Source organism: Actinomadura spongiicola (genome assembly GCF_003432485.1).
Taxonomy (GTDB): Bacteria; Actinomycetota; Actinomycetes; order Streptosporangiales; family Streptosporangiaceae; genus Spirillospora; species Spirillospora spongiicola.
Genome location: NZ_QVNQ01000002.1, coordinates 549015 through 569180, shown reverse-complemented (window position 1 = coordinate 569180; position 20166 = coordinate 549015). Strand labels below are relative to the sequence as shown.

The window sequence follows — 20166 nt, the reverse complement described above, 5'->3', positions numbered from 1 at the left end:
GCATCCCATGGACCCGCCCGTAGTTGAGACGGAGGAATTATCGACAGTGCGGGCCGTCCTGATGAAGGCTCAGGACGGCCCGCATCGATCAGCGGGCAGCTGGAGGTTTGGGGAGCGCGCGGCCCTTGAACGTCGGAGACGTCACGGTCGACCGCAGGGTTTCGCTCTCTGGCGTGTAAAAGCGCACTTCCTGGTTGACAGTGCGGAAGATGAACGCCCACGTGGGGCCATTGGTCCCCGTGTACGCGAACGCGGTCGGGTCCGTTGCCGGGACGTAGGTGTCATCGTGCCGTTGCGCGACGGCCCATGCGCGCCACTGACCAGAGCCCTGGACGATTTCGCCGGTGCTGTGGATCCGATCGTCGGTCCCACGAACGACGATTTCTGTCTTTCCGCTGCCCGGGCTGAGCACCGCGGACGGCGATCCGGCCGCTACAAGGGAGCCGACCTGTTCCCATTCCTGCGGGAAGACGCCCGCGCCGTCCTGCTTCTTCGTCAGGATGTGGCCGTTCGGGCTCCGCACAAAGATCCGCACACGGTGGCCGGGAGACGAGACGACCGACGCCGTTCCCGTGAAACCGGGCTCGCTCAAGGACGCGCAATCCGACAGGGCGCCTCGCGCGTACAGGGCTGTGCGCCAAACCCCGGACGCGTCAAGGTAGAACAGCCGCAACCCATCTGCGACAGGGACCGCAAGCGGTGCGGTAGCGGTGGAAACACCCGACACACCCAACTGAATCCAGCCTCGGTAGGCATCGTTCGCGGCATATTGTGGCAGTGCCCACAGGGAGCCCGCGCCGTCGACGGCGAAGGCGACCAGCGTGTCATCGTGCCGTGCGACCGTCACCGTAGAACCCATCGGCTTCTGCACATTGACCCAGTCGCCCCAGGCGGCAGGATCCTTTGTCGCTTGTGTCCGGGACCAGACGTTGCCGCTCAGATTGTGCGCCAGGACGTTGAGCCGCCCATCGGCCTGCTCGCCCAGCGTCGGCTGGCCGTAGTAGCCTTCCTGCCCATGAATCGGTGTCCATTGGATCGACCACAGTGCGTCGGGATTCGCGCGGCCGTGCATCAGTCGTCCGATGCCATCGGTGTAGGCGAACTCAAGAATCCCAAGCGATCCGACAGCAGTCGGCGACGCCTGCAGGACAGTCGTCGGGTTGTACGGTTCTGGATCGGCCACCGACACCTTCGACGCCTTCTGCATACCGGCCGGAGCGGCGCCACCGGCGCATCCCGTGGCCGGCTCCTTGAAGTAGGCGAACTGATCGATCCAGAGTCGGATCTCTGCCGAACCCGTGTTGTGGACGGTGATTTTGCCGTCCTCACCGAGTTTTGCCGGAAGGGCGCCGCTGTAGGCCATCGCCTCCATGAATGTCACGGCGTGGGTTTCCGTCGGCGCAGTACCGGACGGGTAGACCCGGATGATTCCACTTCCTGTGTGATGGACGTTCGTCAGATTTAGGTACACGCCAGATACGCCAGCGGCCGGAACGCCGCCACGGTCGAGGGGAGCCACAGTGTAGGTGCCACCTGCCGGTACCCGCACATCGTCGGCGAGCCGATACGGTGGGGTCGGCTGCGTCGTCGTCCCCTTGACCGCAGCCGATGGTTCGGCGAGGTATGCCGCCACGTCCAATGAGACCGTGATGGCCTTGGAGCCCGCGTTCCGAATCCTGAACTTTCCGTCAGCCCCCAAGCGAGCCAACACCTGATTCTGGACGAGTAGGTTCAGGCCGTAGTCAAGGTTGGTGTCGCCCGGGAGACTTCCGTCCGACGGGTAGACGATCAGTTTTCCCGATGCGCTGCTCTTGGCCGCCGCCATCGTGAACAACACATCCGATACACCACCCGAGGGGATTCCGGCCTTTCCCAAGGGCTCCACGAGGACACTGTCATTAGCCGGAACGTTGACCTGCCCAATCCTCGCCGGCTTGAGCGGGACGAGAGTGGAGCCTGCAGTGGCCCCAGGCGCCGTCTTCGTGTAGGCGTGCGCATCCGCATAGATTTGGACAGCCGAAGTCGAGTCGTTCTTGAGCTGGATGTTGCCGTCGGAGCCGACCTTCAAGAACACCAGGTTCTGATTGAAGAAGGACTGCCGGAACCGTATCGCCGTGTTGTCCCGGGTCGCCGTACCGGACGGATAGGCGATCACCTGACCGGTACCGCTGGATCCCCTGGCCGCGATATTCAGCGCCACCGAGGCGACACCTGAGGCCGGAATTGCCGCCTGACCGGTGACCTTCACCGTCGAGGTCGCACCGGCCGCTATGACTTTACCGTCCACAAGACCGCCACGCACCTTGAACCACTGACCGACTTCAGGGGGTGCGCTCGGTACCGCCTGGTTCTTTAGCTGGATCCTCGACCCATGCGCCGCCGCAGACGGTATTCCCACCAGGCTGACCGCTAAGGTCAGAGCAGCCATCGCTAAGACCGCGACGTACCCGCGGACACAAAAAATCAACATAGCCCAGCCTTTCGTCCAGCTGCCGCGATACCGGATTACACAGGAGCCACGTGATCACACCCACTAACAAGATCAATCAGCGTCAACGACTTGACAAGATCGCCGACCGCTTAAGGACACGCCGACACTGATCTTCTCCTCGCGGACACCCCCGCCATCAGGCGGGATCGGCACGAACACACTGCTCAGCGCAGTCCCAAGTGGCTACGCTTTTCCACAACGCTTCCTTGTCACAACTCTGCCGACATGTGTCGTCACAATGAGTTTGTAAACCTAGAAGAGGGTACAGGCGTCGTCTCACGTCAGAGCAGATTTCGGACATCCACACCACTCATTACAGCCTGTCATCGAGCAACCTCGACTTCACGGCAAGCCGATCTACCAGGAACTTTCAGGAATTGCAGCGCAGCGCCACACGAGAACCCGTACTCTCTCGCCGTGTCGATCTTGAACGTTGCCGGCTCCGCCCTCCGTTCGCCGGCTCATGCACGAGAACGGGTGAGGCGATTCTTGGGGCCGCTCGGCCTGGGGTTGATGGTGTTGGGCTTAGCGATCTTGGCGGCGTGCATGGCCGCCGGTCGCTCCAGGTTCGTCCCGTTCTGGGGTGGGGACGGACCTTTCCTAGGCTGGAATGCCGGACTGTCCAGTACGACTGTAAGTACGGCGGTCCGAATATCGGCCCTGTGCGCGGGACTCGGAACAGCGTTGACACTGGTCGCACTACGATCTAACTGGACAGGTGTGGCACCACGCCAGCTACTGCTCGGCGGAGTGGTCGCCAGCATCGCCATGGTCTTTCTACCACCGGCGGGATCGATCGACATTCTCAACTACGCCGTCTACGGCCGGATCTCCGACCTCGGGTTAGACCCATATTCCATGACACCCCAACGGTTGCACGACGCGGGCGACCCTGTGGGGCTTCTCCGTCCGAGCTCATGGGCGGACCAGCCGACCGTCTACGGACCGGTCGCCACCGTCGAGCAGGCGTTGGCGGCATGGCTGGGCGGCGCCTCCATGGGCTGGATCATCTTCTGGCTCAAGGCGTTCAACGCAACCGTCTTCATAGTCACCGGCCTCTTGCTGGACCGCCTTGCCGGGCCTGACCCCGCGGCACGCATTCGGGCCGCGATCCTGTGGACGGCAAACCCCCTGATGCTGTTCTGGATGGTCGGTAGTGGTCACGCCGACACCTTGGCCTCCGTCCTCCTCATCGGAGCCGGGTGCGTCCTGTGGCACGAGACAAGACGGCCGACCCCCGTCCTGTGGTTCGGCGCGGTAGCCGGGCTGATGGCGGCAGGCGCGGTCCTGGTGAAGGTGACCTTCGCGCTTCCCGTTCTCGGACTCGCTCTGGCCTGCCTGCGGCGTCCCCGGACGCTGGCCGCGGGTGCGGCCACGACGCTGCTCACGGTTGTGATCACCTACGCCGCCGTCGGACGCAGTGCCCTCACCTCCCTCACCAACCGCATGTCCCACGACGGTGACCTGTTCCTGCCGGTTCCGTCCGCATTGGTCGCCCGCCCCATGCTCTACACCGCGGCGATGGGCGCCGCCACCTTGGGCGCCGCGGCACTGATTTGGCGGGCCTTGCCCCCGCCTCGCCCTGCGGCCACACTGGACCTTCGCCCCGCGGTGGCCTGCGGCATCGCCGCCGTAATACTGTCGCCAGTGCAGTACCCCTGGTACTGCGCGGCGTTCTTTCCAGTACTCGCGCTGTTGGGCGCGACCTACGTTGACGAAGCGCTAGCCATTCGTTCTGCACTGCTCAGTTGCATCATGCTTCCCGGCATAGGCACCTCGGCGGCACAGTTCGAGAGCGCTCGCGTCGCCGCGCCGCTATGTACAGCGGTTGTGATGTTGGCAACCGTGGTTCAACTGGTCCGGACCAAACCCAGACCTCATTCGCGGATCAGGCCTGGTGGCTCGCCTGAGGCCACGAGGTCTTCGGAGTCAAGAAGTTGATTTGTGAGTGGGACTTCTGTTTGCAGTCGCCCAAGCCTGGCGCCTTGGGTTGGGCGAGCAAGCTGGGCGCTCGTTCGGAAGTTCGTCAGGGTCGGCGGTGGGTGGTCACGAGGAGGTACTCCCAGTTCATGGCCAGGGTGGAGGTGCCGTGGTCGTGGTCGCGGGCCAGGTCGGCGAGGGCCTGGTCCAGGGCGACGACCTTGTCGGGGTCGTCGGCGATGTGCTGGTAGACGGCGATGGTGGGGCCGTAGCGGGTCTTGAAGTACTCGCGGAAGTCCTCGGGGCCGTCGAAGGCGTCCACGCGTACCGTACGGCGGTCGATGGTGATGTCGGTGACCTTGTCGCCGAGGAGTGAGCGGACGTGTTCGGGGTCGCCCCACAGGGGTGGGGGCTGCGCGCCCGGAGGGGGCGGCGGGGCGTACGGGCGCATCACGGCGAACATCCGGCCGATGAAGCCCTCCGGTGTCCAGTTGAGCAGGCCGATCGCGCCGCCGGGACGACAGACGCGCAGCAGTTCGTCCGCGGCGGGTCGGTGGTGCGGCGCGAACATGATGCCCACGCAGGACAGGACGGCGTCGAACTCGGCGTCGGCGAACGGCAGCGCCTCGGCGTCGGCCTCCCGCCATTCCAGGTCGGCGCCGCGCCGGGCGGCGTCCTCGCGTCCGGCTTCCAGCAGTTCCGGGGTCAGGTCACTCGCCACGACCTTCGCCCCGGCCAGCGCGGCGGCGATCGCGGCGTTGCCCGCGCCCGCGGCGATGTCCAGGACCCGGTCGCCGGGTTTCACACCGGTCGCCTCGACCAGGGTGCGGCCGAGATCGGGAATGATCTCGGCGGCCAGGGTCGGGTAGTCGCCCAGCGCCCACATCTTCCGATGTTTCGCTTTGACGGTGTCGGTCGTCGTCATGACGGCTCCTCTCGTGTCGTGTCGGCCACGCTATGGAGCGGTTGGACGCGTCTCTAGTACAGGATCTGTACTGGGGGCTGGCCTGCGGTTTAACCTGCGGGGCATGGGGGCCTCCTATTACCAGTTCTGTCCCGTCGCCAAGGCGATGGAACTGCTCGACGAGCGGTGGACGCTGCTGATCGTCCGGGAGCTGCTCTCGGGGAGCGAGCGGTTCAACGAGCTGCGCCGGGGTGTTCCGCGCATGTCGCCGACGCTGCTGTCGAAGCGGCTGAACCAGCTCGTCCGGGCGGGGGTCGTGGAGCGGCGGGCCGAGGGGAACGACGCCCGGTACGTCCTGACCCCGGCGGGCGAGGAGCTGCGGCCGGTCGTCGAGGCGCTCGGCGTGTGGGGCGTCCGGTGGATCGGGGAACTCGGGGACGAGGACCTCGACCCCCGGCTGCTGATGTGGGACATGAGACGCAAGGTCGATCACGAGGCCGTGCCGGACGGGCGGACGGTCATCGAGTTCGTCTTTCCGGATGTTCCCGCCCGCGAGCGGTGTTGGTGGCTGGTGGTGACGCCGGGTGAGGCGGACGTGTGCGACGCCGATCCCGGGTTCGACGTGTCGGTGACCATCACCGCGGACCTACGACAGATGACTCGCGTCTGGCGCCGTGATCTGCCGTGGCCGGAGGCCCTGCGCACCGGCGCCGTCCAAGTTCGGGGGCCCGAGGAACTCCGTCGCGCGGTCCCGGGCTGGTTCACTCAAACGCTGTTTCCCACGGGCCGCCAAGGTGGCCGGATGGTGACAAGAGGATGACTTGGTGAGCCGTCGCGTGTCTGCTGGTCGGATGCGCCGTGGGCGCCGGGATGGCCAGTACTGACTCGGCACAGCGCGCTTCGTCGCCGAGTCCGGTCGCGGGCACGGTGACCGTCACGGCGACGACGACGGAGACGGCGACCGTGCGTCCTGTGGAGGCGGCGCCGACCGGTAGCCCGACGCCGAGCGGCACTCCGGCGCCGCGCCGGGCCCGGCCGAAGCCCAGGCCCAAGCCGACGAAGACGGTGCGGGCGCGGCCGAGGACGGATCCGCGGTTCTCCACCTGTGCGGCGGCCAGGCGCGCGGGCTACGGGCCGTATCGGGCCGGTGAGACCGAGTATGCGTGGTATCAGGATCGGGATGGGGACGGGGTCGTCTGTGAGTGACCGCTGAGAAGGTCCGTCCATTGGCGGCAGACCTCGTCCAGGGCGTAGGCGTTGCGGACCTGGGTGCGAGCTAGGGTTCGGTCGGTTTCCCAGCGGTTCTCAGAGACCGTCGCTGAGATCGAGGCGGCCATCGCCTGGGGTGTTTCGTGTATCCAGCGGTCGTCGTAGATGGTCTCGGCGCCTGGCCACGGGAGCAGGGCGGGGACGGCGCCGGACGCCATGCCCTCGGCGGGGGCGAGATGGAAGCTCTCGTCGTCGCTGGTGGACAGGACGAACCCGATGCGCCGCAGCCAGGACGCCACGTCACGGCCGTAGGAGTCGAAGACGACACCGCCGGACAGCACCTTCGAGCGGCGGATGCGGCGGAACACCTTCTCGTAATGGGCGCGTTCGTCGTCCTTCTGCCAGATCCACCAGTACTCCCAGGGGAGCTTGGATTTGACGAAGAGGGTGAAGCGCGGGTCGTCCCGGCGGAGTTCCTCGACGACGTCGAGGCCCAGGTCGAGGCGTTTGCGGGACGGCGCTATGCCGATCATGCCGAGGTGGTGTTCCGCGCCCGGCAGTTTGGGGCGGTCGAGTTGCGCGTCGTCCACCCAGTTCGGGATGGTGACGACCTTGCCCGCGGGCCAGCCGGTGATCTCGCGGGTCAGGTCCGTGTAGTGGGGGCTGACGCAGATGACCTGGTCGACGGCGTCGATGTCGAGTTGCTTCGGCCAGGGTGCGTACAGCTCGAAGCGGTGCAGGCGGACGACCAGTCGCTGGCCCGGACGCTTGTGTTCGGCGTACCAGAGGGCGTTCGGGCCGCACCATTCGCAGATGACGACGTCCGCCCAGTCGACAAGGTCCTGGCTGCGCTGCTCGTCGTGGGCCTTCAACGCGGGCCAGTGGTCGACGCGGATCTCCATGTCGGAGCGGGAGCGCAGGTAGTCGAGAAGGCGGGTGAAGAACTTCAGGTCGTGGCCCGCGACGCCCACGCGGAGGCGCCGTCCCCTGACGGCGAGGACCTGCTCGGACGGTTCCGGGAATGCCCGCGTCAGGTAGGCGCGGAGGCGGTCGGCGGCGGCGTCGAGGGTGAAGTCGGCGGCGGCGGAGCGGCAGCGGTCGGCGGCGAGGGTGAGGACGTCGGGGTTCTTGCCGATGAGGGTGAGCGCGTCCAGCACGTCGTCCTCGGTGGCGGCGAACAGCGGGTAGTCGGCGCCGAGGAGGCGTTCGTGCATGGGCGTGCGGTTCAGGACGACCGGGACGCCCAGCGCGCCGCATTCCAGGACCTTCGTGGACAGTTCGAGGCTGGCGTCCATGTCCGGGTGCCGCCAGGACAGGCCGATGTCGCAGGCGGCCGTCAGCCGCATCGCCTCGGCGCGGGCATGGCCGCCGTGCCAGATGACGCCCTCGCCCGATTCGAGCGCGGTCCGCATCCGGGTCGCGAACGCGGGATCGGCCGGATCGTCGTGGATCTTGTCGCCGACCATGTGGAGTTCGGCGTCCACGCCGCGGACGGCGAGTTGGCGTGGCAGGGACGTCATCTCGTAGGTGTTCCAGCGCGGCGCGAACTTGCCCGTGTAGACGAGGCGGAGCGCGCGGCCGTCGGGTGTGCCGGGCGCGCGGGGCTCCAGCCCATCGGGGAGCACGACGACGGGCGGGAACGGAACGCTCTTGCCCGCCGTGGCGGGGACGGCGCCCTCCAGGAAACCGCGAAGTTCCTCGGTCTGGCAGAGCAGGATCCGGGACGCGTCGGCGATCCGGCGCAGGTCCGCCCGGTCGGCGGTGGTCAGTTCGGTGGCGGACTGCGGGACGTCGGTGAGGTACGTCCAGAGCCGTCCGGACAGGGGGCCCGCGGCGAGTTTGGCGGCGAGGTCGCGGCCCCGGACGACCACCAGGTCGTGGGGGGCCTCGGCGTCGATCCGGGCGAGGACGGCGGCGGCCCGTTTCGGCGCCATGGCGCGGGACCCGTCGACGAGCCGTTCGGCGTGCGGGCTGCGGACGGTGACGCCGGGCAGGGCGCGCAGCGGGTCGACGAGCCGTCCGGTCCGGACGGCGGCCTTGAGGACCAGGGTCACCTCGCAGCCGGCGCGGGCGAGCGCCTGGACCATGCCCTGTGCCCAGATCGCCGATCCGTCGATCATGTTGAGATCGACGTCGCCGTAGACGAGGGCGCGTGGTCGCACGGTGGTTCCTTTCAACGGGCCGGTTCCAGGAGTTCCGCGAGCCTGCCGGGCGCGGCGGTGTCCTGGAGCGTGACGTCCCAGCTCAGGCGGGCGAGGGTGGCGGGAGGCGCCGCGCCGTACAGGACGAGCGGGAGCGAGCGGGCGGCGGCGATCCGGCGGATCTCGTGCAGCGCGGCCTCACGGTCGTACATGCCGGGAACGCCCAGATAAGCCCAGGGGCCGCCTGGTTCACCGGCCGTCGTGTCGACGACGACCGCGTCGACGTCCGCCGTCCGGAGCACGATCGCGGCGTCGTGCGGGTACAGCGGGACGACCTTGGCGTGCTCGGCGAGCCGGTCCGCCGTGCCCGGTCCGAACACCCCGGCGACGATCACTGTGTCGCAGGGACCGGCGGCCAGCAGCCGGTCCTCGGGATGGTCGACCCGCTCGGGCCGGGCGGCGCCACCGGACGTCCCGGCCGCCGGCACGGGCGCGTGCCGCCTGCGCCACAGCCGGTACAGCTCCCTCGGCAGCCGCCTGCCGCTCTTCGGGTTCCGCGCGGCGTCCGCGACGAGCTGCCCGAACCGCAGGGCCGTCGAGTGCTCCAGCGCGGCGAGCCGCTTCTCCAGCTCGGCGACCCGCGCCTCGCGTTCGCGCAGGGTGGCCCTCAGCCGTCCGAGCTGCTGGTACGCCCTGGCGTTCCGGCGGTTTCCGGTGTCGTCGCTACTCACCCAGATACTCCATGATCACTTCTGCGATGCGGGGGCCCGCGGCGCCGTCCCACAGCGGCGGGCGCCGGTCGGCCTTCCGCGCGTCCGACTCCAGGACCTTGCGCGCTTCCGGAACCAGTTCCTCGAACGTGACGAGGCGGTTCGTGCCGTGGGTGATGGTGATGGGCCGTTCGGTGTTCGGCCGGACGGTCAGGCACGGCACCCCGAGGATCGTCGTCTCCTCCTGGAGGCCGCCCGAGTCGGTGACGACCGCCGCCGCACCCCGGACGGCGGCGATGAAGTCGATGTAACCCAGGGGTTCCAGCACGTGCACGCCGTCGTGGTCGTCGAGTCCGGCGGCCAGCAGGGTCTCCCGGCCGCGCGGGTGGACGGGTATGACCAGGTCGGCGAGGTCGGCGACGCCGTGCAGGTGCCGGACGAGCGCCGCCGCCGTGTCCGGGTCGTCCACGTTCGCGGGCCGGTGCACGGTCGCCAGGACGTACCGTTCCGGCAGGTCGTGGTCCCGGCGAACGGCGTCGGTGTCGAACGCGTCGAGGTTGGCCAGCAGCGTGTCGATCATCGGGTTGCCGACGAGGTGGATCCGGGACACCGCGACGCCCTCGTCCGCCAGGTGCCCGACCGCCTCCGGGCTGGTGACCAGGCACAGGTCGGAGAGCTGGTCGGTGAGCCGCCGGTTGACCTCCTCCGGCATGGACATGTCGAAGCTGCGCAGCCCGGCCTCCACATGGGCGACGGGGATGTGCAGCTTGGCCGCGACGAGGGCGGCGGCGATCGTCGAGTTCACGTCGCCGTACACGATGACGAGGGCGGGTGAACGGCTCGTGAACTCCCGCTCAAGCCCGATCATCAGCGCGGCGGTCTGCGCGGCGTGGCCGCCGGAGCCGACGCCGAGGTTGACGTCGGGTTCGGGCAGGCCGAGCTCGTCGAAGAAGATCTCCGACATCCGGGTGTCGTAGTGCTGGCCGGTGTGGACCACGGCCTGTTCGGCGCCGGCGGCGCGCAGCGCGCCGATCACCGGCGCGGCCTTGACGAAGTTCGGCCGCGCCCCGAGGACGTGCACGATGGGTCCCAACACAATTTCCCTTCTGTTCATCGGGGTTGCCTACGCTCGCCCGCCGTGCCCACAAAGAAGCCCGTCTACCTGGCCGGACTCGCCTGGCGCCAGCTCCGTGACGACCCGGGGCGGGCGTCTCGGCTGGCGGTCCGGCTGGCCGCCCGGACGCCCGCGGGCGCCCGGCTGAGGCGTTCCCGGCTCGTCGTGCCGAAACCGCGGGACGTGCGCCGCGAGACGGCGGACCTGCGGCGCCTGCTGGCCCATGCGCCGCCGTCCCCTGACCGTGCTCGACGCCCGTCCGGCACGCCCGTCCGGCCGGGCGTGCTGAAGTTCGTGACGAACGCGTTGCCGTGCACGAACGCGGGATACACCGTCCGGACGCACCGGCTCGCGCTCGCGCAGCGGGAGATGGGGTTCGACACGCACGTCGTGACGCGGCTCGGGTATCCGCTCAACCAGGGCATCGGGGACGCGCGGGCGTGGGTCGACGTGGACGGCGTCCCCTACCACCGGTTGCTGCCGTGGCTGCCCCCGGCCGATCCGGTGCGGGCGGTCGAGAAGAGCGCGGATCTGGCCCGGCCGCTGGTGGACGAGATGCGTCCAGGCGTCCTGCACGCGGTCAGCAACCACCTGAACGCCGCCGTCGCGCTGGAGCTGGGACGGCGCCACGGGTTGCCGGTCGTATACGAGGTGCGCGGCTTCCTGGAGGACTCGTGGCTGTCGCGCGACCCGGCGCACAGCGAGTCGGACGACTTCTACCGGCTGACGCGCGAGCTGGAGACCCGCCGGATGCGCGAGGCGGACGCGGTCGTCACGCTCGGGGAGGCGATGCGGGCGGAGATCGCGTCCCGTGGCGTGCCCGAGGAGAAGATCTTCACTGTGCCGAACGCGGTGGACGAGGCGTTCCTCGAACCGCTGCCCGCCCCCAGTGACCTGCGCGAACGCCTCGGAATCGAGGAGAGGGCCACGGTCGTCGGGCTGACGTCGTCGTTCTACGGGTACGAGGGCATCGACACGCTGATCGACGCGGCGGCGCTGCTCCGCGACCGGCGCTCGCCCGTCACGCTGCTGCTGGTCGGCGACGGGCCGGAGCGTGGAGCGCTCGAACGGCGGGCGGCGGAGCGGGGCGTTCACGCCGTGTTCACCGGCCGGGTGCCGATGGGATCCGTTCGCCGCTACCACGCCGTCCTCGATGTCTTCGCGGTACCGCGCCGAGCGGACCGGGTCTGCCAATTGGTGACGCCTCTGAAACCGATCGAGGCGATGGCCGGGGGAATCCCCGTCATAGCCAGTGATGTCAGGGCACTTCGCGAAATTGTGGAATCGGGGGTTACTGGCGCGTTAACAGTTCCGGAAGACCCGGAAGCATGGGCGAATTGCCTGGAAGACCTGGCTTACAGTTCCGAAAAGAGGCAAAAAATCGGGCGGGCGGCCCGTGAATGGGTCCGCGCGGAACGCACCTGGCGCGCCGTCGCGGACGGATATCGGGCCGCGTACGCCATCACATAGATGTCGAAGGGAGCCACCGGCGTGGATCTGGTGGTCATCGGACTCGGCTACGTGGGACTGCCGCTCGTGCGGGAGGCCTGCCGGGCCGGCCTGCGGGTCGCCGGTCTCGACCGCGACGCGCGGGTGGTGGCCGGGCTCAAGGCCGGGCTGTCGCACATCGACGACGTCTCGCAGGCCGAGGTCGAGGAGATGCTGGAGGCCGGGTTCGCCCCGAGCCTCCAGGAGGAGATCCTGGACGGCGCCCGCGCCGTCGTGATCTGCGTGCCGACGCCGCTGTCCCCGGAGGGCGGCCCCGACCTCACCGCGGTGCGCGGCGCGGCCGAGACGGTCGCGCGGCACCTGGAGCCGGGGACGCTGGTCGTGCTGGAGTCGACCACCTACCCGGGCACGACGGAGGAGGTCGTCCGGCCGCTGCTGGAGAGGTCCGGGCTGGTCGCCGGGGAGGAGTTCCATCTGGCGTTCTCGCCGGAGCGGATCGACCCGGGCAACCCGGTCTACGGTGTCCGCAACACGCCGAAGATCGTCGGCGGGCTCACCATGGCGTGCGCGTCGGCGGCGTCGGCGTTCTACGGCAAGTTCGTCGACCGGGTCGTGGAGGCCAAGGGCACCCGCGAGGCGGAGATGGCGAAGCTGCTGGAGAACACCTACCGGCACGTCAACATCGCGCTGGTCAACGAGATGGCGGTGTTCTGCAACGAGCTCGGCATCGACCTGTGGGACGCGATCGACTGCGCGGCCACCAAGCCGTTCGGGTTCCAGGCGTTCCGGCCCGGCCCCGGCGTCGGCGGCCACTGCATCCCGATCGACCCGAACTACCTGTCGTACAAGGTCCGCTCGCTGGGCTACCCGTTCCGGTTCGTGGAGCTGGCCCAGGAGATCAACGACCGGATGCCGCGGTACGTCGCGGAACGCGCGCAGCTGCTGCTCAACCGGGAGGGACGGGCGCTGAAAGGCGCGAAGGTCCTGCTTCTCGGCGTCACGTACAAGGCCGACATCGCCGACCAGCGCGAGTCGCCGGCCCGTCCGGTGGCGCGGCGGCTGGCCCGGCTCGGCGCCGACCTGGTGTTCCACGACCCGTTCATCGCGTCCTGGGACGTCGACGGGACGGCCGTCCCGCACGCCGGGAACGATCTACGGACGGCGCTGGAGTCTGCGGACCTGGCGATCGTCCTCGCCGACCACGCCGCCTACGACGCGGCGACGCTGACCCGGCACGCGCGGCTGCTGTTCGACACGCGCGGCCGGACGCGCGGCGCCCCGGCGGAGACCGTCGAACTGCTCTAACACACGGGACGGAATCGCCCGGCATCGTCCACACCGTGGACAACGGGAATTCATCGGCAATTTCCATCGACGCCGAAGACTCGGACTCAAGATCAGAAATCGGCGTCAGGCGGAGTGAGTGAGAAATGCGGGTCTGTGTCTGCACGATCGTGCACCATCCCGAGGACGCGCGCATTCTGCACCGGCAGATCCGCGCGCTGCTCGACGCCGGACATGAGGTCACTTATATCGCCCCGTTCCGGGCCTGCAACGCGACTCCGTGGCGGGAGATCAGCCCGGTGGACGTTCCACGCGCCACCGGGCGGCGCCGGATCCGGGCCCTGCGCGCCGCCCACCGCGCCCTCACCGAGCACGCCGCGTACGCCGACGTGATCCTCCTGCACGACCCCGAACTTCTGGTGTCGCTGCCCCGTCCCGTACGGGAACGGACGGTCGTGTGGGACGTCCACGAGGACACCGCCGCCGCGCTCGGCGCCAAAGGTTGGGTGCCGGGCCCGGCACGCCCGGTGCTGCGGCCCGCCGTCCGGTGCCTGGAACGGCGCAGCGAGCGGCGGCACCGGCTGCTGCTCGCCGAGGACGGCTACCGGTCCCGGTTCCGCGACGACCATCCCGTCGTGCCGAACACCACCTACGTCTCCGACCGCCGTCCCCCGCCGCCGGACGACCGCCGCGCCGTCTACGTGGGGCAGTTGTCCCGGGCGCGCGGCGCCCTCGACATGATCGAGATGTCCCGCCAGCTGGCCGCCGAGGGCGTCCTGGTCGAGCTCATCGGCGCGGCCGACGTCGACGTCCGGGAGCCGCTTCGGGCCGCGCAGCGCGAGGGCATCCTGCGCTGGTACGGGTTCGTCCCCAACGACCGGGCGCTGCGCATCGCCGAGGGCGCCATGGCCGGGCTGGCGCTGCTGCACGACGAGCCGAACTACCGGCACTCGATGCCGACCAAGATCGTTGAGTACATGGCCCGGGGCGTACCGGTGATCACCACGCCGAACCCGCCCGCCGTGGACATCGTCGAACCCGCCGGCTGCGGGCTGATCGTCCCGTTCGGCGCGCCGAACGCCGCCGCCAAGGCCGTCCTGCGCCTGCGCGACAACCCCGAGCTGCGCATCGCCCTCGGCGAGCGCGGTCACCGGGCGGCCCGCACGCGGTTCCACTGGCCCGTCCACGCCGAACGCTTCGTCGCCCAACTGGAGTCGTGGGCGGGCCGCTCGCCCGCGCTCGTCCGGGAAAGGGAACCGGAACCCGGGCCCGAGCCCGTTCCCGAGTACTGAGACCGCCCGCGCTCAGGGCGGGTGGTGCAGCCGGTACGCGACGGACCGGGCGAGCCGGGCCGCCGCGCCCGCCGGACGGTCCGCCTCCACCACCACGACGTACCGGTCGACCCGCAACGCGATCGTGCCCGCGGCGGGGCCGATCTCGTACGCCTCGTCCGCGCCGATGTCCCGGCGGGGCCGGGCCTGCGCCTGCGCGGCCTGCAACGCCTCCAGCATCCGCGAGGCGACCTCGCCGGTCCGCGCGACCCAGCGGACGCTGACGCTGACGGTGCCCACGGCGGCGTCCCGGCCGTCGATGCCCGTCCGGCCGGGCGTGGGCGACGGGGACGTGGGCCGGGGCGTCGCCGTTCCGGATTCGACCGGTTCGGAGCGTTCGCGTTTGCGGGGCCTGGCGTCGCCGTCCTCCTTCGGCGGCCGGTACGCGCAGGCCACCGGGCGCGGCAGCCGCACCGACCCGGCGGACGCGCGGACGGGTTCGGCGGTGTGGTCCGCCACGCGTGCGGCGGCCAGATCGATGTCCTTCAGCACGGAGCAGGCATCGGGCCAGTCGCTCTCCGGCACCCCGCCGAGTTCGGCGGGGCCGGTGCCGGTGAGCCCGCCGCGCAGCGCGAACAGCCGGACGGCGCCCTCCGGGCGCGGCGCCGCCTGCGGAACACCCGCGTACAGCAGCCCGCCCGCCGCCGCCAGCCACGGCCGCCCGCCCGGCAGGTCGGGGTTCACGGAGAACGGCGCGGGCGCCGTCGTGCCGCTCCCGTCGGCGGGATCGACGATGTCGACCCCGGCGGGCAGCAGCCGCTCCGACAGCCGGGGACGCAGCGCGAACACCCGGCCGCCCGCCTCCGCCAGCGCCGCGTACTCGGGCACGTCCCGCCGCCATTCGACCTCGCCGGACGGCACCCGCCTCGCCTCCATGCGGGTCACCCGGCCCCGGGTCCCCTTCGGGTGGTAGACGAGCACGAGCCGTCCGGAGGTCAGCACTGCCGGGCACATGGCCTCGCCGCACACGCCGTCGCCGTCCCAGTCGCCGACCGGTTTCCCGCCGTCGTCGAACGCGCGCAGCGCCGTGCCGTCCGACACCAGCGTCACCCCGTCCAGCATCGCCACCTCGGGCGACTCCCGGGAGCCGAGCGGCCGGTTCCACCGGACGGTGCCCTTGCCCGGGTCGACCGCGAGGAGCCTGGCGCGGCGGTCCTTTCCGGCGCAGTCCAGCGCCAGCGCGGCCAGCGTCTCACGGCCGTCGGACGGGCGCGCGCCGCCCTCGGACAACCGGCACCCGCGCGGCAGCGGCAGCCGCCACACCCGGTTCCCCGTCACCGCCGAGACCCCGAACAGCGTCCGGCGGGCGTCGTCGGTGGTGAGCAGCACGTCCGACCCGGCGGGCCAGCGCAGCGTCGCACGGGAGACCGCCGCGGGACGCTCCCCCTCCCGCCGCCACAGCAGCCCGCCCGACAGCGCGTCGAACGCGACGAGCAGCCGGGCGCCGCGGTCGCCGTCCCGCTCGAAGTAGGCGACGAGCCGGGACCGGGTCGACGCCCAGCCGAGCAGCGTCCATCCGGCGCGGCGGTAGCTCCAGCGGCTCGCGCCGGTCCGCGCGTCCCACACCTCCAGGCCGCTGCCCGACGCGGTCACCACCTGCCCCTGCGCGACCGCGTGGGCGACGCCGTCGTATCCGGCGACGGAACCGTGGTGCGCGCGGGTCGTCCGGTCCCAGCTCACGGCGAGCGGGCCGGGCGGCGGCCCCGCCTCGCTCTGCGGGGTGACGGGCTCGGCGGTCACGGTGTGCCGGACCTGCCACCACTCCGCGCCGAGGACGAACCGGTCGACGAGGACGGCGCACAGCGCGATGGCCATCGCCCCGGAGATCAGGCCGAGCGCGATCCGCACCCCGCCCACCGACTCGGGCCGACCACCGCGCCGCTGCCGGCTCCCGACCACGACCGCGCCGCCTTTCTCCGCGTACCGTCTTGCAGGACGACACCCACCATGCCCTGTGCCGGGCGTCGGCGCGACAGAACGGAGAGGTAAACGTGGAACGCTTCACCCGCTGGCGAACCTGGGACGAGGCCCGCGCGGCCCTCACCGGCGGCGAGGCCGACGTGGACGCACTCGCCAGGGCGGCCGAGGCGGCCGAACGCTGGCACGGCGACCAGCTCCGCCCGACCGGCGCCCCCTACGTCGAGCACCTGCTGGAGGCCCTGGAGGTGCTCGTCCGCGGGGCGGGCGTGACCGACACGACGATGCTGTCCGCCACGCTGCTGCACGACGTCGTCGAGGACACCGAGGCCACCGTCGCGGACGTCGAGGCCGCGTTCGGTCCCGAGGTGGCCGAGCTGGTCGACTGGGTGACCAAGCCACCGGCCGCGGGCACGAGCCGCCGGGACAAACGGGCCGCCAAGACCGCGTACCTGCGCCGCCTCCGCGACGCGCCGCACGAGGCCGTCCTGGTGAAGCTCGCCGACCGCGCCAGCAACGTCCAGACCCTCGACCGGATGCCGCCCGACTTCCAGCGCCGCTACTACGCCGAGACCGTCACCTACATCGTCCCGCTCGCCGAGTCCGACCCCTGGTTCAGGGACTGGTACGCGTCCTGGCAACGGCATTTCGCTCATCTGACATGACTGGAAGAATTCGGTCATGGAACGAGAATGGGTTGTCGAGGAGAGCGTGTCCGTCGAGGCGGACGCCCGGACCGTGTACGCGGCGGTCGCCGACCCTCGCCGCATGCGCGAGTGGAGCCCCGAGGTCTTCGCCACGTTAGTGCTCGGCCGGTCCATCAAGGCGGGCACGAGATTCATCGGGTTCAACCGGCTCGGATGGCGGGTCTGGTGCACCACCTGCCAGGTGACGTTGGCCGTGCCCGGTGAGGCGTTCGCGTTCCGCGTGACGGTCCTCGGGATGCCGGGCGCGCTGTGGGGTTACCGCGTCGAGGACGTCTCGGACGACCCGTCCAAGCCCCGCACGAGGCTCACCGAGTACTGGGAGGACCTGCGACGCGACCACCGCGGAGCCGGGTTCGTCACCCTGGTCGGCCGGATCTTCACCGGCGTCAAGGGCGAGGGCCGCGCCGGGGTCAACCGGACGTCCATGCGGGAGACCCTCCGTCGCATCGCGGAGGGCGTGGAGAAGGGTTGAGGCGGCGCGGCCGTCCGCATCAGGACGCCCACCGGGGTACCCTGGCCAATCTCACGAACGCGATCGCGCCCCACGGAGGAATGCACCGCATTGGACACGCGGCCGACCGGCCCCGGCGGTACGACGAAGGATCGGGAGATCGCCGCCGAGCAGCGCTATGTGGACGCGGCGTACGCGCGGCTGGAGGAGATGCGCGCCGACGCCCAGGCCATGATCCGCGAGGGCTACCGGCAGTCGCTGGCGGGCACCAAGGGCTCGCTCGTGGACCGGGACGCCATGGTCCACCAGGCGGCCCTGCGCGCCCAGGCGCTGGACGTCGCCGACGACGGCCTGGTCTTCGGCCGCCTCGACCTCGCCACCCTTGAGGTCCGCTACATCGGCCGTATCGGCGTCCGGACCAGCGAACACGACTCCCTCGTCATCGACTGGCGGGCGCCCGCCGCCGAGGACTTCTACCGCGCCACCCCCGAGGACCCGCGCGGCGTCGTCCGGCGCCGCGTCCTGCACTCGCGGGGCCACACGGTCGTCGACCTGGAGGACGACCTCCTCGACCCGGACGCCGCCGACGGTATGACCGTGGTCGGCGACGGCGCGTTCCTCGCCTCCCTCGCCCGCACCCGCGAGGGCGCGATGCGCGACATCGTCGCGACGATCCAACGAGAGCAGGACGAGGTGATCCGCGCCCCCGCCGACGGAACGATCCTCGTCCGCGGCGCCCCCGGCACCGGCAAGACCGCCGTCGCCCTCCACCGCGTCGCCTACCTGCTGTTCCGGCACCGGCGCCGGTTCGGCTCCCGGGGCGTACTGGTCGTCGGCCCGAACCGCCGTTTCACCGCCTACATCGAACGGGTTCTCCCCTCGCTAGGCGAAGGCTCGGCGACGCTGCGCTCCCTAGGCGACCTGGTCGAGAGCGTGACCGCCACCGTCCACGACCCACCCCGCCTCGCCCGCATCAAGGGCGCCGAGACCATGGCGACGGTCCTGCGCCGCGCCGTCACCGACCACCCGCCCGGCGCGCCGGACCAGCTGCGCGTCGTCTTCAAGGGCGTCGTCGTGACCCTCGACCGCCCCCGCCTCGACCGGATCAGAAACGAGGTCCACCGCCGCAGCCGCGGCAGCGTCAACGCCGCCCGGGGCCGCGCCGCCGACCTCCTCCTGGACGCCCTCTGGCGCCGCTTCACCGACGTGGGCGGCCCGGACGCGGCCGAATCAGCCGAGGGCGCCGAAACGGCACTGTGGAACGCGATCCTCGCCGAGGACGGCCTGGCCTCCCTCGACGAGGAACCGACCCGCGAGAACGGCGAACCCAAACGCACCCGGTTCGAGGCACGCGTCCGCGAACAACGAGCCTTCACCGACTTCCTCATCGCCTGGTGGCCGATCCGCCGCCCCCTGGACGTCCTCCGCTCCCTCGCCGACCCGTCCCGCCTACGCCGCGCCGCCGCCCGCGACCTCGACACCACCGACATAGAACACGTCGCAGCATCTTGGTCCGGCAATAGCCCCCTCACCTACCAGGACATCGCCCTACTAGACGAGCTCGACTCGCTTCTGGGCTCCCCGCCCCGCCCCCGGACCACGGCCCCCGCCGACGACGACCCGTTCGTCGTCGACGGCGTCAACATCCTCACCGGCGAGGAAGTCGTGGACGAGACGTGGGAACCCGAGATGCGCGAACTCACCACGTCCATCGAACGCCTGGAACGCTCGCGCCGCGTGGACGACGGCGTGGTCGAGGAACGTCCCGAGTACGCGCACATCGTGGTCGACGAGGCGCAGGACCTCTCCCCCATGCAGTGGCGGATGCTCGGCCGCCGCGGCCGCCACGCCAGCTGGACCATCGTGGAGGACCCGGCCCAGAGCGCCTGGGAAGACCTGGACGCCGCCCGCCGAGCCATGGAAACCGCCCTCGGCGGCCCACGCCCCCGCTCCCGCCGCAAGCCCACCCCCCAACGCCCCCGCCACGAATACGAACTCACCACCAACTACCGCAACTCCACCGAGATCGCGGCCGTGTCCGCCCGCGTCCTGGCCATGGCCCTCCCCGACGCCTCCCCGGCCCGCGCCGTCCGCACCTCGGGCATCGACCCGCAGATCCGCCTGATCGCTCCCCCCGACCTCGCCACCACCGCCCGCGCCGCCGCCGAAGAACTCCTCACCCAGGTAGAAGGCACCATCGGCATCATCGTCCCGATGCCCCCCGACGACGAGCCGACCCAGACGACCCTCTTCGACACCCCACCAGAACCCGCCGCCTGGACGGCCCCCGACCACCTCGCCGAAGGCCTCCCCGACCGCGTCCAAGTCCTGAACGTCCTGGAAGCCAAGGGCCTGGAATTCGACGCCGCGGTGATCGTCGCCCCCGAGACCGTCGCCGCCCAATCCCCCCGCGGCCTACGCGTCCTCTACGTGGCCGTCTCCCGAGCCACCCAATACCTGACCATCCTCACCACAGAAGAGGCCTTCTTGAAAAGCCTTGGCGGGGATCCGCCCGGGCGATCGGGTTAGGCTGACGCT

15 protein-coding genes are annotated in these 20166 nt (G+C 70.5%); 9 read left to right on the top strand and 6 right to left on the bottom strand.

All coding sequences use genetic code 11. From position 1 onward, the window contains the following. Positions 1-88: 88 nt before the first annotated feature. On the bottom strand, positions 89-2428 hold the full coding sequence (locus D0T12_RS07295; RefSeq protein ID WP_147339423.1) for a hypothetical protein: 2340 nt from the start codon (positions 2426-2428) through the stop codon (positions 89-91). Positions 2429-3211: 783 nt separating this feature from the next. Between D0T12_RS07295 and mptB the strand changes: the two genes are divergently transcribed. Further along, positions 3212-4432 carry a polyprenol phosphomannose-dependent alpha 1,6 mannosyltransferase MptB gene (mptB, locus tag D0T12_RS07290; RefSeq protein ID WP_158581436.1) on the top strand — a complete coding sequence of 407 codons (1221 nt, stop codon included), beginning with the start codon at positions 3212-3214 and terminating at the stop codon, positions 4430-4432. An 85-nt stretch (positions 4433-4517) separates the two neighbouring features. Here the strand turns inward: mptB and D0T12_RS07285 are convergent, their stop codons facing one another. Continuing rightward, positions 4518-5336: a class I SAM-dependent methyltransferase gene (locus D0T12_RS07285; protein WP_199487330.1), complete on the bottom strand. Its 819-nt coding sequence runs from the start codon at positions 5334-5336 to the stop codon at positions 4518-4520. Positions 5337-5439: 103 nt separating this feature from the next. On the opposite strand from D0T12_RS07285, the gene D0T12_RS07280 reads away from it, so the two are divergent. Further along, entirely contained in the window at positions 5440-6135 is a 696-nt protein-coding gene (locus D0T12_RS07280; protein WP_117398672.1) for a winged helix-turn-helix transcriptional regulator, read from the top strand. A gap of 50 nt (positions 6136-6185) precedes the next feature. After that, positions 6186-6521, top strand: coding sequence for an excalibur calcium-binding domain-containing protein (locus D0T12_RS37360; protein WP_117398972.1), 336 nt, complete (start codon positions 6186-6188; stop codon positions 6519-6521). On the opposite strand, the gene D0T12_RS07270 is transcribed toward D0T12_RS37360, so the two are convergent. The 3 genes from D0T12_RS07270 to wecB are packed head-to-tail and all read right to left on the bottom strand — an operon-like array spanning position 6485 to position 10489. Beyond that, a complete protein-coding gene (locus D0T12_RS07270) occupies positions 6485-8644 on the bottom strand; it encodes a glycosyltransferase family protein (protein ID WP_233525917.1) in 2160 nt (719 codons plus the stop codon). The two genes, D0T12_RS37360 and D0T12_RS07270, sit on opposite strands and share 37 nt — an antisense overlap. A 53-nt stretch (positions 8645-8697) precedes the next feature. Then, positions 8698-9396 carry a hypothetical protein gene (locus D0T12_RS07265; RefSeq protein ID WP_117398670.1) on the bottom strand — a complete coding sequence of 233 codons (699 nt, stop codon included), beginning with the start codon at positions 9394-9396 and terminating at the stop codon, positions 8698-8700. Then, positions 9389-10489, bottom strand: coding sequence for a non-hydrolyzing UDP-N-acetylglucosamine 2-epimerase (wecB, locus tag D0T12_RS07260; RefSeq protein WP_117398669.1), 1101 nt, complete (start codon positions 10487-10489; stop codon positions 9389-9391). The genes D0T12_RS07265 and wecB overlap by 8 nt, the downstream gene beginning before the upstream one ends. Positions 10490-10513: 24 nt before the next feature. Here wecB and D0T12_RS07255 point away from each other — a divergent pair, with 24 nt between their 5' ends. From D0T12_RS07255 to D0T12_RS07245, 3 genes are all read left to right on the top strand, one after another. Further along, entirely contained in the window at positions 10514-11959 is a 1446-nt protein-coding gene (locus tag D0T12_RS07255) for a glycosyltransferase family 4 protein (protein WP_233525886.1), read from the top strand. After that, a complete protein-coding gene (locus tag D0T12_RS07250; RefSeq protein WP_117398668.1) occupies positions 11960-13243 on the top strand; it encodes a nucleotide sugar dehydrogenase in 1284 nt (427 codons plus the stop codon). A gap of 125 nt (positions 13244-13368) precedes the next feature. Continuing rightward, on the top strand, positions 13369-14514 hold the full coding sequence (locus D0T12_RS07245; RefSeq protein ID WP_117398667.1) for a glycosyltransferase: 1146 nt from the start codon (positions 13369-13371) through the stop codon (positions 14512-14514). 12 nt (positions 14515-14526) lie between these two features. On the opposite strand, the gene D0T12_RS07240 is transcribed toward D0T12_RS07245, so the two are convergent. Then, a complete protein-coding gene (locus D0T12_RS07240; RefSeq protein WP_147339422.1) occupies positions 14527-16452 on the bottom strand; it encodes an outer membrane protein assembly factor BamB family protein in 1926 nt (641 codons plus the stop codon). A gap of 92 nt (positions 16453-16544) precedes the next feature. Between D0T12_RS07240 and D0T12_RS07235 the strand changes: the two genes are divergently transcribed. From D0T12_RS07235 to D0T12_RS07225, 3 genes are all read left to right on the top strand, one after another. After that, positions 16545-17135, top strand: a complete 591-nt coding sequence (locus D0T12_RS07235) for an HD domain-containing protein (protein ID WP_117398665.1) — start codon at positions 16545-16547, stop codon at positions 17133-17135. A 16-nt stretch (positions 17136-17151) separates the two neighbouring features. Then, positions 17152-17649 (top strand): SRPBCC family protein, encoded by a 498-nt coding sequence (locus D0T12_RS07230; protein WP_117398664.1) that lies wholly within the window; start codon positions 17152-17154, stop codon positions 17647-17649. 90 nt (positions 17650-17739) lie between these two features. Further along, positions 17740-20157 carry a HelD family protein gene (locus tag D0T12_RS07225; RefSeq protein WP_233525884.1) on the top strand — a complete coding sequence of 806 codons (2418 nt, stop codon included), beginning with the start codon at positions 17740-17742 and terminating at the stop codon, positions 20155-20157. Positions 20158-20166: the final 9 nt, after the last annotated feature.

Bases quoted from the DNA above. Each gene is read 5' to 3' on its own strand.
- D0T12_RS37360 (WP_117398972.1), top strand. From the start codon at position 6,186: ATGGCCAGTACTGACTCGGCACAGCGCGCTTCGTCGCCGAGTCCGGTC.
- D0T12_RS07270 (WP_233525917.1), bottom strand. From the start codon at position 8,644: ATGATCGACGGATCGGCGATCTGGGCACAGGGCATGGTCCAGGCGCTC.
- D0T12_RS07285 (WP_199487330.1), bottom strand. From the start codon at position 5,336: ATGACGACGACCGACACCGTCAAAGCGAAACATCGGAAGATGTGGGCG.
- D0T12_RS07250 (WP_117398668.1), top strand. From the start codon at position 11,960: ATGTCGAAGGGAGCCACCGGCGTGGATCTGGTGGTCATCGGACTCGGC.
- D0T12_RS07295 (WP_147339423.1), bottom strand. From the start codon at position 2,428: ATGGCTGCTCTGACCTTAGCGGTCAGCCTGGTGGGAATACCGTCTGCG.
- D0T12_RS07245 (WP_117398667.1), top strand. From the start codon at position 13,369: ATGCGGGTCTGTGTCTGCACGATCGTGCACCATCCCGAGGACGCGCGC.
- D0T12_RS07280 (WP_117398672.1), top strand. From the start codon at position 5,440: ATGGGGGCCTCCTATTACCAGTTCTGTCCCGTCGCCAAGGCGATGGAA.
- wecB (WP_117398669.1), bottom strand. From the start codon at position 10,489: ATGAACAGAAGGGAAATTGTGTTGGGACCCATCGTGCACGTCCTCGGG.
- D0T12_RS07230 (WP_117398664.1), top strand. From the start codon at position 17,152: ATGGAACGAGAATGGGTTGTCGAGGAGAGCGTGTCCGTCGAGGCGGAC.